This is a genomic window from Nocardia seriolae NBRC 15557 (assembly GCF_007990715.1).
In the GTDB taxonomy this organism is placed as follows: Bacteria; Actinomycetota; Actinomycetes; order Mycobacteriales; family Mycobacteriaceae; genus Nocardia; species Nocardia seriolae.
The window spans coordinates 1-13231 of sequence record NZ_BJWY01000170.1 but is presented as its reverse complement, the minus strand read 5'-3'; the positions used below and the strand labels follow the sequence as shown (position 1 = coordinate 13231).

Annotated in this window: 12 protein-coding genes; 3 read left to right on the top strand and 9 right to left on the bottom strand. The window is 67.3% G+C overall.

Features of this window, described 5'->3' with window-relative positions; translation table 11 throughout:
- Positions 1-68 precede the first annotated feature (68 nt).
- A complete protein-coding gene (locus tag NS2_RS32830; protein ID WP_033091163.1) occupies positions 69-1136 on the top strand; it encodes a substrate-binding domain-containing protein in 1068 nt (355 codons plus the stop codon).
- On the opposite strand, the gene purQ is transcribed toward NS2_RS32830, so the two are convergent.
- Both purQ and purS read right to left on the bottom strand, forming a co-directional pair.
- Positions 1133-1810, bottom strand: coding sequence for a phosphoribosylformylglycinamidine synthase subunit PurQ (gene purQ / locus NS2_RS32825; protein ID WP_033091162.1), 678 nt, complete (start codon positions 1808-1810; stop codon positions 1133-1135). The genes NS2_RS32830 and purQ overlap by 4 nt on opposite strands.
- On the bottom strand, positions 1807-2040 hold the full coding sequence (gene purS / locus NS2_RS32820; protein ID WP_033091161.1) for a phosphoribosylformylglycinamidine synthase subunit PurS: 234 nt from the start codon (positions 2038-2040) through the stop codon (positions 1807-1809). Before purS ends, purQ begins: the two co-directional genes overlap by 4 nt.
- Positions 2041-2243: 203 nt before the next feature.
- Between purS and NS2_RS32815 the strand changes: the two genes are divergently transcribed.
- Positions 2244-2888 (top strand): MBL fold metallo-hydrolase, encoded by a 645-nt coding sequence (locus NS2_RS32815; protein WP_147207400.1) that lies wholly within the window; start codon positions 2244-2246, stop codon positions 2886-2888.
- Positions 2889-2898: 10 nt separating this feature from the next.
- On the opposite strand, the gene NS2_RS32810 is transcribed toward NS2_RS32815, so the two are convergent.
- The 6 genes from NS2_RS32810 to gadC all read right to left on the bottom strand — a co-directional run bounded on the left by NS2_RS32810 (position 2899) and on the right by gadC (position 10902).
- Positions 2899-3852, bottom strand: a complete 954-nt coding sequence (locus tag NS2_RS32810) for a hypothetical protein (RefSeq protein WP_147207399.1) — start codon at positions 3850-3852, stop codon at positions 2899-2901.
- Between the two features lie 576 nt (positions 3853-4428).
- Positions 4429-5055 carry an AF_1327 family membrane protein gene (locus tag NS2_RS32805; protein WP_033091159.1) on the bottom strand — a complete coding sequence of 209 codons (627 nt, stop codon included), beginning with the start codon at positions 5053-5055 and terminating at the stop codon, positions 4429-4431.
- A gap of 61 nt (positions 5056-5116) precedes the next feature.
- Complete coding sequence (locus tag NS2_RS32800; RefSeq protein ID WP_036552018.1) at positions 5117-7426, bottom strand: MMPL family transporter; 2310 nt, start codon at positions 7424-7426, stop codon at positions 5117-5119.
- Positions 7427-7599: 173 nt separating this feature from the next.
- Entirely contained in the window at positions 7600-8982 is a 1383-nt protein-coding gene (locus NS2_RS32795; protein WP_256255220.1) for a dipeptidase, read from the bottom strand.
- A 13-nt stretch (positions 8983-8995) separates the two neighbouring features.
- Positions 8996-9481, bottom strand: coding sequence for a hypothetical protein (locus NS2_RS32790; RefSeq protein ID WP_052087007.1), 486 nt, complete (start codon positions 9479-9481; stop codon positions 8996-8998).
- Complete coding sequence (gene gadC / locus NS2_RS32785; protein ID WP_147207398.1) at positions 9478-10902, bottom strand: glutamate/gamma-aminobutyrate antiporter GadC; 1425 nt, start codon at positions 10900-10902, stop codon at positions 9478-9480. Before gadC ends, NS2_RS32790 begins: the two co-directional genes overlap by 4 nt.
- A gap of 234 nt (positions 10903-11136) precedes the next feature.
- Here gadC and gad point away from each other — a divergent pair, with 234 nt between their 5' ends.
- The gene (gad, locus tag NS2_RS32780) at positions 11137-12627 is read left to right on the top strand and encodes a glutamate decarboxylase (protein ID WP_081986352.1); all 1491 of its coding nucleotides are present in this window, start codon (positions 11137-11139) and stop codon (positions 12625-12627) included.
- Between the two features lie 110 nt (positions 12628-12737).
- Here gad and NS2_RS32775 read toward each other — a convergent pair.
- Positions 12738-13231: Type 1 glutamine amidotransferase-like domain-containing protein (locus NS2_RS32775; protein WP_147207397.1), on the bottom strand; the 494-nt coding region annotated here is incomplete at its 5' end.

Here is a 13231-nt window from a genome sequence, read left to right as displayed (position 1 = left end):
GGACACTAGAATTGTCGCCATATTTCCCGCCCGTCAGAAAACCGCTTGAACGAGGGGAAGGTTAGCCCATGTCCCCGTTCGACGGGAATCCCGAGAACACCATAGAGATCATCAACATAGTGCCGCAGCAGGGTCCCGGCGGTATCTTCGCACCGTCCTGCGAGGCGGCCATTTCTCTGGCGTTGGAAGAAATCAACTCCGGTTCCGGAATTCTGGGCAGGGAATTACGCGTCACCCACATTGACGGCGGCCGCGAACCCGCGGTCGTGGCGGGGGAAGTGGCGGCGCTGCTGGCAACGGGCATGGTGCACGCGGTGACCGGCTGGCACACCTCGGCGGTGCGGCGCGCGGTGGAGCAGGTGACGGCGGGCCGGGTGCCGTATCTGTTCGCCACCGATCACGAGGGCCTGGACTCGGCCCCGGACGGGCTGTTCATGATCGGCGCGGATCCCGGGCATCAGATCCTGCCCGCGCTGGACTGGCTGCGCCGATCCGTCGAGGCGCGGCGCTGGGCCATCATCGGCAACGACTACGTGTGGCCGCGGCGCACCGCCCAGGCGATCCGGGCCACGCTGCTGGATCCCGAGCTGATTCCGCTGGAGATGTTCGTGCCCATGGGAACTCGCGATTTCCGGCGTTTCCTCGGCGACCCGCTGCTGGATCGGGCCGACGGCCTCATCGTGCTGCTGGTCGGCGCGGATGTCGCGCGCTTCAACCAGCAGTTCGCCCGGACCGGGCGGTCGGGGCAGCAGGTGCGGGTGAGCCCGGCGGTGGACGAGAACGTGCTGCTGGCCGGGGGCGGCGGGGCGAACCACAATCTGTTCGTGCCGTCCGGATTCTTCGTGAACGGCCCGCACGACCGGGAGCGGCTGGAGCGCTATCACAAGCTGCACGGCTGGTTCGCGCCCACGCTGACCAATTTCAGCAATACCAGCTACGAGGCCATTCACACCCTGCGCGGCATGGCCGAGCTGGCCGGATCACTGGATGTGCGGCGGATTCAGCGCGCGGTCGCAGATCGTCCGGTCATCGAAACCCCGTGGGGCGAGGTCGGTTTCGAGGGCAATCAAGCGATTCGCCCGACCTGGCTGGCCAGGGCGGGCGGCGTCGACTTCGAGATTCTGGACGGAATTTAGGCGGAGACCAGGCTGTCCAGCGCGGACAGGAACAGGCCCAGGCCGTCGTCGCTGGGTCCGGTGAGCGGCTCGGTGGCGTGCTCCGGGTGCGGCATCAGGCCCACCACGCGGCGGTTGGCCGAGGTGATGCCCGCGATATCGCGCTGCGAGCCGTTGGGGTTGCCGCCCGCGTAGCGGAAGACCACGCGGCCCTCGCCCTCGAGCTCGTCGAGCACCTCGGCGGAGGCCTGGTAGCGGCCCTCGGCGTTCTTGACCGGGACCAGGATCTGCGCGCCCTTCTCGTAGCGCGAGGACCAGGCGGTATCGGTCTGCTCGACGGTCAGCCACTGGTCGCGGCAGACGAAGTGCAGGCCCTCGTTGCGGGTCAGCGCGCCCGGCAGCAGGCCCGCCTCGCACAGGATCTGGAAACCGTTGCAGATGCCCAGGATCGGCATGCCGCCCTCGGCGGCCTTGATGACCTCGCCCATCACCGGGGCCATCGAGGCGATGGCGCCCGCGCGCAGGTAGTCGCCGTAGGAGAAGCCGCCGGGAACCACGACCGCGTCGACCTTCTTCAGGTCGGCGGCGGCGTGCCACAGCGAAACGGGCTCGGCACCGGCCAGTTTCACCGCGCGGGCGGCGTCGACATCGTCGAGGGTGCCCGGGAAGGTGATGACACCGATGCGCGCGCTCACAGCCGGACGACCTTCCAGTCCTCGATCACCACGTTGGCCAGCAGCGATTCGGCGATCTGCTCGAGTTCGGCGTCGCTGACGTCGTCGGCGACGTCCAGCTCGAATCGCTTGCCCTGCCGCACATCCGAGATCCCGGGGTGCCCGAGACGCCCCAGCGCTCCGACAATGGCCTGTCCCTGCGGATCCAGGATCTCGGCCTTCGGCATCACCTCGACCACGACACGTGCCACGCGTTGCTCCTCAGCTGGTGGGGCGGCACCCGGCGGCGACAGCCGGGCGGGCGCTCTCGAAAAACGGCAGTGCTGCTCAGCGTAGTTGGCACGGCCCGGACCGACGCCGCCGGGGCAAGGCGGTTGTGGCGCCCGACACAGTGGATCCTCCAAGCCCGGCGAGAGTCCGGCCGCAGCGACTCGTACGGAGCTACCGTTGCCGTATGCGCATAGCCCATTTCGGACATTCCTGCATTCTCGTGGAGATGGACGGCGTCCGGATCCTGTTCGATCCCGGCACCTTTTCGCACGGTTTCGAGGGCATCACCGGATTGGACGCCATTGCGGTCACCCACCAGCATCCGGACCATATCTGCCCGAATCGGATCAAGGCGCTGATCGATGCCAACCCGCAGGCCAGACTGCTGTCGGACCCGCAGACCGCGCTCATGCGGGGCGAGCCCTGGGAGCCCGTCCATGCCGGAAATATCCTTAAAGTCGGAAATGTCCAGATAACCGGAGGCGGCGGCCGGCACGCCGTTATTCATCCCGACATTCCGGTTATCGACAACACCGTCTTCCAACTCGGCACCCCGGAGAACCCGGCCCGACTCGTACACCCCGGCGATTCACTCTGGGTGCCCCCGACCCCGGTGGAGGTGCTCGCCATTCCGGCGGTCGCCCCGTGGATGCGGATCAGCGAGGCCGTCGATTACCTGCGAGCGGTGAATCCGATGGCCGCCTTCCCCATCCACTTCGGCATCATTGCCCCCGAAGCTCAGGGCATCTATTTCGGTCGCCTGAACGAAATGGGTCCGTCCAATACCGAATTCAAGATCATCGAACCCGAGGACCACGCCGAGTTCTGAGCCGTTTCGCTCACCCGCGATTCAACACCACGCCGAGACCCTCGATCCGCAATTCGCCGTCGGTCACCGTGACGCCGGTGTCGGTGAAACGGCGGCCGCCGAGGCGCGAGGCGATGAATTCAAGAATCGAAGCAGGCTGTGCGGCAAGGGAATTCAGAATCTCCGACGGCACCTCGAGAGTTCCGTCGAAATGCCGGGGCTGCGCGGTGATGCCGGAGTCCTGCGGCGTCTGCCGCAGCCCGTCCACGGTGTGCAGGATCAGCCCCAGCCGGACCCCGTCGCCGAGGTCCACGGTCAGTGGCGTGGGCGAGACCGCCGGATCGAAGCCGGTGACGGTCGCCGACCAGCCGGCGCTCGCGCCGCGGTAGTCGTAGGGCGAGGCCGGGACGGTGGCATCCACCGAACGGTCCTCGGCCGGGTTCTCCAGCGGGCGCCCGGCCGACGGCTGATCGGTGGCCACGAAGTCCCAATGCTCGGCGGTGAGCGACTTGGCCCAATAGCCGGTGTGGCCGTCCCGGCTGCCTTCGACCCGCAATTCTCTTGCGTCGGAACCGATCCCGGTCTTGTGCACCGAGATCCGGTCGGTGATCGCGCCCGGTATCCTGGGCTGGCGGACCCAGTCCGGGGCCGGCAGTTGTATTGCGGCGTAATGGGTGTCGAGCCGCTCGGCGAGCATGTCGGGGGCCTCGGGCAGGCCGCGCTGATCCTCGTAGGAGTAGCGGAAGAACACCTTGCCCGCGCCGGAGATGTCGAAATCGTAGAGGCGCGTATGGAGATCGCCGGAGCGGTTCACCACCACGAGGGTGGTCGAGCCGCCGGTGGACAGCGACACCGCACGGAACCGACCACCGGCCGGGGTGGACATCTCGTAGCTGTGATCCTGCGGCAGCCACGGGTCCACGTAGTGGATGCGGTGGCCGTCGTCGGTGAGCGCGAAGACGTGCGAGACCTTGGCGCCGCCCACATTGTGGTCGTGCCCAGCGCGGTCCCGCCATACCTTGTCCTCCGCCGGGGACAGCACCGACCAGGTCCAGTCGAGCGTGCCGGGGGCAGGGTGTTTCCGGGTCCGGTCCACAGCGGGGTGCCGTAGCGGCTGCTCCAGTTCCAGTCAGCGGGCGCGCTCAGGATGTGGTCCATGGTGAAGAACCGGCCGTCGCGGTCGATGGCCATGAGCTCGTCGTCATCGGCGGAGACGCCGGTGATCCGGCCCGCCAGGCAGCCGGGCAGCGGCAGTGCGCGCCAACCGCCCTGGGCGGCGGCCTCTTTCACGTAGATCGCGCCGTCACGGGTTGCGAAGGACCAGCGGCGGTTGAAGGTCTCCGCGGTGGTGCGGAAGTAGACCTGGCCGGGCAGCGCGACGGCGGCAGCCGGGAAGCCGTCGAGTCCGGCGGCGGTGTTGTCGGTGCCGAGTTCCGGCGTGCCGACCGTGCCGATCAGGTCGCAGCCGACCGGCGGGTCCGCGGCGACGGGGCACAGGGTGAGGCCGGACAGGACGAGCCCGGCCACCGCGGCGAAAGCGCCGCGTGGAGCGGTAGTGCATCTACAACCAACCGAGAGTTCCGAAAATGATCAACGCGAGCGCGTCCACGCCCAGAATCGCACCCACCGCAAGGGCTTTCGCGCGCACCGTGGCCAGGTCGTAGACCCGGAAGCAGGCGACGAAGAACGGCACGTAGCCGATCAGCCAGATGAGGTAGGGGAATCCGGGCCGCCACCAGGACCAGTCCCAGGTCAGCACTCCGGCCTTGTTCAGCAGCACCTCTACGCCCACCGCGGCCGCCGAGTTCAGTGCGATGAGAATCGGCCGGTTGGGCAGGCCGAGGATGCGGGTTTCCCTGGGCGGCAGCATCTTCGCGGCGGCCACGCCCATGATGGCGAACATGAAACAGATCTCGATATTGAGGCCGATGAGGATCTGATACGCCGTGGGACCGGTCGCGCCCCACACCGGCGCCCGCCCGGTGGCATGGAAGACCAGGGAGTTCCAGATTTCGTTGAACCAGTCCATGCCCCAGAGCGCCAGCCCGGCGAAGAAGACGTTCCAGTTCCGGCGCTCGACCTCGGTGGCGTAGACGTAGATGACGACCAGCAGAAACGGGATGACGTACCACTTGAATTGGCTGCTGTCGCGCAGCAGCTCCAATGCGGCTCGGGCGTGATCGGTCACCGGCGTGCCTCTCTGCTCATGACCGTGAACGCCCAGAGTCTTTACAAATCAACACATATTGTCAACGTGTAAGTACTTCTTCCCTGCCCGCCGCCGCCTCACGCTGCTGGATCTCGCGCAGACGCGCGCCCTCCACGTCGATATCGGGCACGATCCGGCTCAGCCAGCCCGGCATCCACCACGCCCGCTTGCCCATCAGCACCAGCAGCGACGGGATGAGCACCATGCGGACCAGGAAGGCGTCGAAGAACACGCCCGCGGCGAGCGCGAAGCCCATGGATTTGGCGCTGACGTCCGGTTCCATCATGAAGGAGCCGAAGACGAAGATCATGATGACGGCCGCGGAGGTGACCACGCGGGCACCGTGGTGATAGCCCTTGATCATGGCTTCCTTGGGCGCCGCCCCGTGCACGTACTCCTCGCGCATGCGGCTCACCAGGAACACCTGGTAGTCCATGGCGAGCCCGAAGACCAAGCCGATCAACATGATCGGCATGAAGCTGATGATCGACCGCGGCTCGCCGATGATCCCGAGCTTGCCGTCCTGGAAGATCGCCACCGTGGCCCCGAAGGTGGCGGCCATCGACAGCAGGAAGCCCGGCGCCGCGGTCAGAGGCACCAGAATGGACCGGAACACGGCGATCAGCAGCAGGAACGCCGCCCCGGCCACAATCGCCAGGTAGGGCAGGATCTTGCCGAGCAGCACCTGGTCGATATCGGCGTAAATGGCCGTGGTGCCGGTGATTCCGTATTCCATCCCGTACTGCGAGGTGAACTGCGACTCGGCGGCGCGGGCGTCCTGCACCAGATCCTTGGTGTCCTGATCATTGGGCCCGGTCTTGGGGACGGCCTCCAACCGCGCGCCCTGCCCGTCCTGGCTGAGGATCGGATCGGTCACGTAGTTCATGTCCGAATACCCGGCGAGCTTGTCGCGCAACGCGTCCACGGCGGCCTTGCGCTGATCGGGCGCGACCTTCGACAGGTCGACGGCGATCTGCAACACGCCATTGCTGCCCGCGCCGAAACCCTCCGTGCGCAGTTCGTACGCCTTACGGGCGGTCGAGGTCTTGGGCAGGCTGTCCTCGCCGGGCAGGCCGAGCTGGAGGTGGGCGGCGGGCGCGGCGATCAGGCCCAGCACAACGATGCCGAGGATGAGCGTGAGCACCGGTACGCGGCCGATCACCCGGGCGAGCCGCACGCCATTGGTGACCTGGGAGTCGTCCTCCGGATCGCTTCGGGCGACGAGCGGCAGCTCCGGTTTGAAGATGAAGCGGCCGAACGCGCCGAGCAGCGCGGGCAGCAGGGTCAGTGCGACCAGCACCGCGAATCCGGCCGCGACCGCGCCGCCCAGACCCATGAAGGTCAGGAACCGAACCCCGACAATGCTCAGCCCGACCAACGCGATGATCACCGTGAGCCCGGCGAACACCACCGCCGAGCCCGCCGTACCCAGCGCCACGCCGGCCGCCTCGGTGGGTGAATCCTGCACCGACAGTTCGTGTTTGTAGCGGGACACGATGAACAGCGCGTAATCGATGGACAGCGCGATGCCGATCATGGACGCCAGGAAGGTGGTGAAGCTGGGCACATCGAGGAAGGCGGTGCCCAGGAAGATCATCGCGGTGGCCGCGCCGAGTCCGACGACCGCGGTGATGATCGGCACGAAGGCGGCCACCACGGCGCCGAAGCAGATGATCATGACCACGAAGGCGAAGGCCATGCCGACCATTTCGGACTTGCCGCTGGGCTGCTGTTGCTCCATGGCGATGGTGCCGGAGAGCTCGACGGTGAGACCCGCGCCGCGGGCGGCATCGGCGACGTCGTAGGCGGCCTTGCGGTCGTCGGCGGTGATCGCGCCGAAGTCCTTGATGGCGAACGGGACACTGAGCACCGCGACGGTATCGGGCTTGTTCGGGTTGAGCACGTTCAACGGCGCGTTGCTGCACCGGCTCACGAATTCCCGGGAGCCGCGGTCGCCGGTGAGGCAGCCCATCTGCTCGGCCGCCGCGATCGGGTCGACGAGTGGTTTGGCGTGGTCGACGATGCCGAGTTCGCCGAGTTTCCGCACCAGCCCGTCAAGGGCCTGCCGGTTGGCGGTGTCGGTGAGCTTGGTCCCGGCCGGTGCGCCGATCACGTACACGCCGGTGACCGCGTCGAATTTGAACGCCTGCGACATGCCCGGAAAGTGCTCGTCGAGAATGCGGTTGGCGCGCTCCGAGGGCAGATTGGGGATGTCGAAGGAGTTGCCCATCGGCTTGTGCAGCGTGGCTCCGAGGATGCCGAGCACCACGAACAGCAGCAGCCACACGGGCAGCACGATCCACTTGCGCCGATACGCGAACCTGCCCCACCGGTACAGATAGACGGACACGAGCTCTCCTAGCGGTCGCCGGGCGTGCTGTGGTCTTCGTACTACCGAATGTCTTCGTACTACCGATCGTTGAGTTTGCTATCGAATTGCGGACGATGCAAGCGATCTTGGTCAGATTGAGGCCGCACCGCCGGGCGGGACGAGGCACCGCCCGGCGGCGCGAGCTGGGGTGACTACCGGTAGGAGGCCAGGAACAGTGCCTCGGCGAGGGCCATGTTCTCGATCTCCGTCGGATCCACGCTCTCGTTGGGGGCGTGGATGAGGCACTTGGGTTCCTCGACCCCCATGAGCATGATCTCCGCCCGGGGGTAGGTGTCGGCGAAGACATTGCACAGGGGGATGGAGCCGCCCTGGCCTTCGGTCGTGGCGGGGCGGCCGTAGGCGGCTTCCATGGCCGCCGACATGGCGTTTCGCGCCGGGCCGTCGGTGCTGCCGACGAACGGCGAGCCGGTGGCCTCGGTCTCGATGGTCACCTTCGCGTTCCAGGGGGTGTGCGACTTCAGGTGTGCCGTCAAGGCTTTCAGCGCGTCATCGGGCTTGATGCCCGGCGGGATGCGCAGGTTGAGGCGGGCACGGGTCTTGGGCTGAACGGCCGCCGCGGAGCCGACGACGGGCGGGACGTCCATACCGAGCACGGTCAGGGCCGGTCGGGCCCAGAGCGTGTCGGCCACCCTGCCGCCGCCGGTCAGCTCCACCCCGTCGAGAACGCCCGCGTCGGAACGGAATTGGTCCGCCGGGTATTCGTGGCCGTCCCACACCTGATCGTTGCGCAGGCCGTCGACGGTGGTGTCGCCGTCGGCGTCGCGCAGCGTGCCGAGCAGGTGGATCATGGCGGCCAGCGCGTCGGGGGCGGCACCGCCGAACATGCCCGAATGCATCGGCCCGGCCAGGGTTTCGACCGTGACCAGCACGTTCACATTGCCGCGCAGGGTCTGGGTGAAGGTGGGCACGCCGACCGCGAAATTGCCGCAGTCGCAGATGAGCAGGGTGTCGGCGCGCAGCAGGTCCGCATTGCCGGGCACGAATTCCTCGAGCCCGCCGGTGCCCTGCTCCTCGGAGCCCTCCGACACCAGCACCAATCCGACCGGGAAGTCGTCGCCGTAGACCTTGCGCAGCGCGCGCAGGGCGGTCAGGTGCATGACGATATTGCCCTTGCAGTCGGCCGCGCCGCGGCCGTACCAGCGCCCGTTGCGCTCGGTGAGCTGCCAGACCGGGGTCTTCCAGGCGGCGTCGTCGAGCGGCGGTTGCACGTCGTAGTGGCAGTACAGCATGACGGTCGGCTTACCGGGCGGGGTCTTGCTGCGCGCCACCACCGCATTGCTGCCGTCGGGGGTCCGGTGCAGCCCGAGGTCGGTGAGCCCCTCGGCCTCGAACGCATCGGCCACCCACCGCGCGGCCTTCTCGCACTCCTCGATCGGGAACTGCCGGGCGTCGTAGACGGACTTCAACGAAACCAGCTGTGCGAGATCGCTCTTGGCGCGCGGCATGAGTTCCTTGACGGCCGCGCGCAGGGCGGCGACCTTCGATTCCTCCTGCACCCCTGCGGTTGTGGTCACGGGATCCTCCTGATCACTCGGCGGTATCGGGTTTCAGGGTGTCACCCTTCTTGAGGTGACCGGTGGTTTCCAAATAGGCCGCCAGTTTGTCCGGGCAATAGGTCTCGATGGCCAGCGCGGTGGCGGTGAAGACGTCGGTGTCGGCGATGACGGGCCGGATGCCCGGACCGGAAGCGCCATTGCTGATGGCGGCCTCGTAGCGGGCCTTGATGAGCGGGGAGGCCGGGTCCGAGCAGACCAGCCCGCCGTCCTCGCCCAGCGAGTCGGCGATCACCTGCGGTTCCGGCGAGTCGAAACCCGCTGCCACCAAGCGTGATTGCAGCACCTGCGCCTTGCGCAGCGCCTCGTCGCTGGAGTGCTCGCGCTTGAAGATGATGACCCCGGCCACGGCCAGCGCCACCAGCACCACCGCGACCGAGACGTACACCAGCCGCCGGGCCGGTTCGGGCATGCCCTCGAAGTCGATGCCATCGCTCATGCCGGTGTTTCCCGCACTCATGCCAGTGCCTCCTGCGGGGCGTCGGTCTTCCAGCCGGGCCTGCGGAATCGGAGGAACAGGTACGGGATCAGCAGCCCGACCACACCCATACCGCCACCGATGATCAGGAAGTAGCCGAAGGCGCCGCCGCTGCCGTACTGCGAGGGCGGGACGAAGCCGATCAGGAAGGCGGCGATGGAGGACGCGGTGCCCAGCCCGCACAGGGCGGCCAGGGCGGGCGCCCGGTAACCGCGCGGATGATCGGGTTCGTTGCGGCGCAGGCGAATCGCGGCGACGAACATGAGCACGTACATGATCAGATACACCTGCGTGGTGATCACCGACAGAATCCAGTAGGCGCTCGAGACATCGGGGATGAAGGCGTAGAGCAGGGCCAGCAGCGTGGTCACGATGCCCTGCGCGACGAGCATGTTCTGTTGCACGCCATGCCGGTTCACCCGGGTCAGGACGGGCGGCAGGTACCCCTCCTTGCGTCCGATCAGCAGCAGCCCCTTCGACGGCCCGGCCAGCCAGGTGAGCATGCCGCCCAGCGCGGCGGCCACCAGCATGACGCCCAGCACCGGGGTCAGGAAGCCGATGCCGACGTGGTTGAAGAACCCGTCGAAGGCCTGCATGACACCGGCGGTGAGGCTCAGATTCTTCGACGGCACCACCCAGCTGATCACCACCGCGGGCACGATGAAGATGAGCAGCACCAGCCCCACCGCCAGCGCCATCGCCTTCGGGTACTCCTTGCCCGGGTCCTGCAGCGAGGACACGTGCACGGCGTTCATCTCCATGCCCGCGTAGGACAGGAAGTTGTTGACGATGAGCACCAGGCTGGCCAGGCCGGTCCAGGCCGGGAGCAGATGCCCGGCATCCATCGGCGCGGCCGACGGATTGCCCTGCGCCAGGAAGACGAAGCCGAGGATCACCAGCAGCGCGCCCGGAATCAGGGTGCCGATGATCAGCCCCATACTCGACAGTCCCGCAACGGTTTTGGTGCCCTGCGAGGACACGTACACCGCGACCCAGTAGATGGTGATGATGACGATGGCGACGTAGGTCCCGTTCGCGGCCAGCGACGGATTGATGATGTAGGCGAAAGTGCTTGCCACATAAGCCAATAGGCTCGGGTAGTAGAAGATCGTCATGGCGAACTGGCACCACACCGCCAGAAACCCCATGGGCTGCGAAATGCCCTCGCCCACCCACTTGTACACCCCGCCGGTCCAGCCCGAGGCCAGTTCCGCGGCCACGAACGCGGTCGGCAGCAGGAACAGCAGCGCGGGCAGCAGGTAGAGGAACACGCAGGCCAGGCCGTAGACCGCCATGGTCGGCGCGGCCCGCAGGCTGGCCACCGAACTGGTGGTCATGAGCGCCAGCGTCACCCATGACATGTACTTGGTGGCCGTGGCGGCCTTGGTCACCGTGCCGGTCATCACCGATCCCTTCCAGTCATCACGCGAACTTCCGGTCAGAACCCTCCCCGAGGTGCGGCTTCGCGGCGGACATCACCTGCGCTATGACATGCTGATAGTCCATAAGGCTGAATAGTAACCGTTCAGCAACTATCTCTTGATTACGAAACGGTAGCTAGCAGAACCAGTTTCGATCATGGATGGCTGGCTACCATGACATCGGCAAATCGCTGCCGAATTGCGATCGGAGGCCGTATGACCGGCTCGGAACCCGACGATGTCTTCGCGATGCCCGGCATCAAACGCGCCGCACCGCGACACGGATTCCCCGACCGCGAGATCTTCCCCCAGGTCGCCTATCAGATCGTCCACGACGAACTCATGCTCGACGGCGTCAGCCGCATGAACCTCGCGACCTTCTGCACCACCTGGGTCGACGACCAGGCCCGCCGGCTGATGGGCGAATGCCTCGACAAGAACATCGTCGACAAGGACGAGTACCCGCAGACCGCCGAGCTCGAGCAGCGCTGCGTGCACATGCTCGCCGACCTGTGGAACTCCCCCGATCCGATGGGCACCCTCGGCACCTCCACCACCGGTTCCAGCGAGGCCGCCATGCTGGGCGGGCTGGCCGCCAAGTTCCGCTGGCGCAAACGCGGCGGCAAGGGCGTACCCAACTTCGTGTGCGGCCCGGTCCAGGTGTGCTGGGAGAAGTTCGCGCGCTACTTCGACGTCGAGATCCGCCAGATCCCCTTGCACGGTGACCGATACACCATGCACCCGGATGATGTGGCCGCCTACTGCGACGAGAACACGATCATGGTGGTGCCCACCTTCGGCCAGACCTTCACCGGCCTGTTCGAGGACGTCGAGGGCATCGGCAAGGCGCTCGACGCGCTCCAGGCCGAAACCGGGCTGGACATCCCGATGCACGTGGACGGGGCCAGCGGCGCGTTCCTCGCCCCCTTCTGCGCGCCCGAAATCTGTTGGGATTTCCGGCTTCCCAGGGTGAAGTCGATCAATGCCTCCGGCCACAAGACCGGTCTCGCGCCGCTGGGCGCGGGCTGGGCCATCTGGCGGACCGCGGACGATCTGCCCGCGGATCTCATCTTCGATGTCGACTACCTGGGCGGCAATATGCCCACCTTCAACCTCAATTTCTCCCGGCCGGGCGGGCAGGCCGTCACCCAGTACTACGAGTTCATCCGGCTGGGCCGCCCCGGCTACCGCCACGTGCAGTCCGCGATCTACACCGCGAGCCGGCACCTGGCCACGGGCATCGCCGAGGCCGGGCCGTTCGAGCTCATCCACGACGCGGATCCGCGCCGCGGCATCACCGCGGTCTCCTGGAAACCGGCCGCGGACGCGAGCTACAACCTCTACGACCTGTCCGACCGGCTGCGCACCCGCGGCTGGCTCATCGCGGCCTACCCGCTCCCGGCCGACCGCGAGGACGAGACCATCATGCGCGCGGTGCTGCGGCACGGCTTCACCATCGACATGGCCGACCTGCTGCTCTCCGACCTGCACCGCAGCCTGAAGGTACTCGACAAGCACCCGATGAAGACCCCGCTCACCCGTGAGGAGGCGGGCGGCTTCCCGCACAACGCCCGCGCGGTGGTGCCGACACCGAAGGCGAACCCGGTGCATCGCACCCGCCGCGGAGCCGAAACCAGCGGCGAGACAGCCACTTCCAAGCCCAAAACCGGCAAGAAGGCCGAGAGCTCGGGCAAGACCGAGAAGTGAGCACAGCCGAGAGTTCCGTCGCCACCGGGACTTCCGCCCCACCGCCGCTCCACGTTTCGAGACTCAGCCGACCAGCCCGCCCGGCGGCAGCCCGATCCCGATGGCCATCATCATGCGCGGGGTCCCGTCCCCGGACCGCCCGTGCTCACCAGATGCCTTACCGGGATCGGAGTTTCGATCACCCGATCGCCGTCCGCCAGCACCCGCCGGGCCCGGCCGTCGGCCTGCGAGCTCACCGCGTCGATCAGATCGGTGCCATGGAAGTGCAGCGAGACCAGATCGTCGATGGCGTAACCATCGGGTAGCTCACCATCTCGAATGGCCCGGTGGAAGAGCGGCTGCCGCTGGTCCTCGGCGTCGTAGTGCGGGCAGCAGCTGCCCGCCAGCAGGCCCAGGCCCTCGGGCAGGATCTGGAGGATCGGCCCGAAGGAGTCGGTGGTGCCGCCCTGGAACCAGCAGATGGCCCCGGCGCTGCCGCCGGTCATGACCGCGCCGTTCTCCCACGCCTCGCGCAGCAGCAGGTCCACGCCCTGGCGTCGCCAGACGTCCAGCATGTTCGCGGTATCGCCGCCGCCGACGTGGATCACGTCCATGCTCAGTGTCG

Bases quoted from the DNA above. Each gene is read 5' to 3' on its own strand.
- NS2_RS32830 (WP_033091163.1), top strand. From the start codon at position 69: ATGTCCCCGTTCGACGGGAATCCCGAGAACACCATAGAGATCATCAAC.
- gad (WP_081986352.1), top strand. From the start codon at position 11,137: ATGACCGGCTCGGAACCCGACGATGTCTTCGCGATGCCCGGCATCAAA.
- gadC (WP_147207398.1), bottom strand. From the start codon at position 10,902: ATGACCGGCACGGTGACCAAGGCCGCCACGGCCACCAAGTACATGTCA.
- NS2_RS32790 (WP_052087007.1), bottom strand. From the start codon at position 9,481: ATGAGTGCGGGAAACACCGGCATGAGCGATGGCATCGACTTCGAGGGC.
- NS2_RS32815 (WP_147207400.1), top strand. From the start codon at position 2,244: ATGCGCATAGCCCATTTCGGACATTCCTGCATTCTCGTGGAGATGGAC.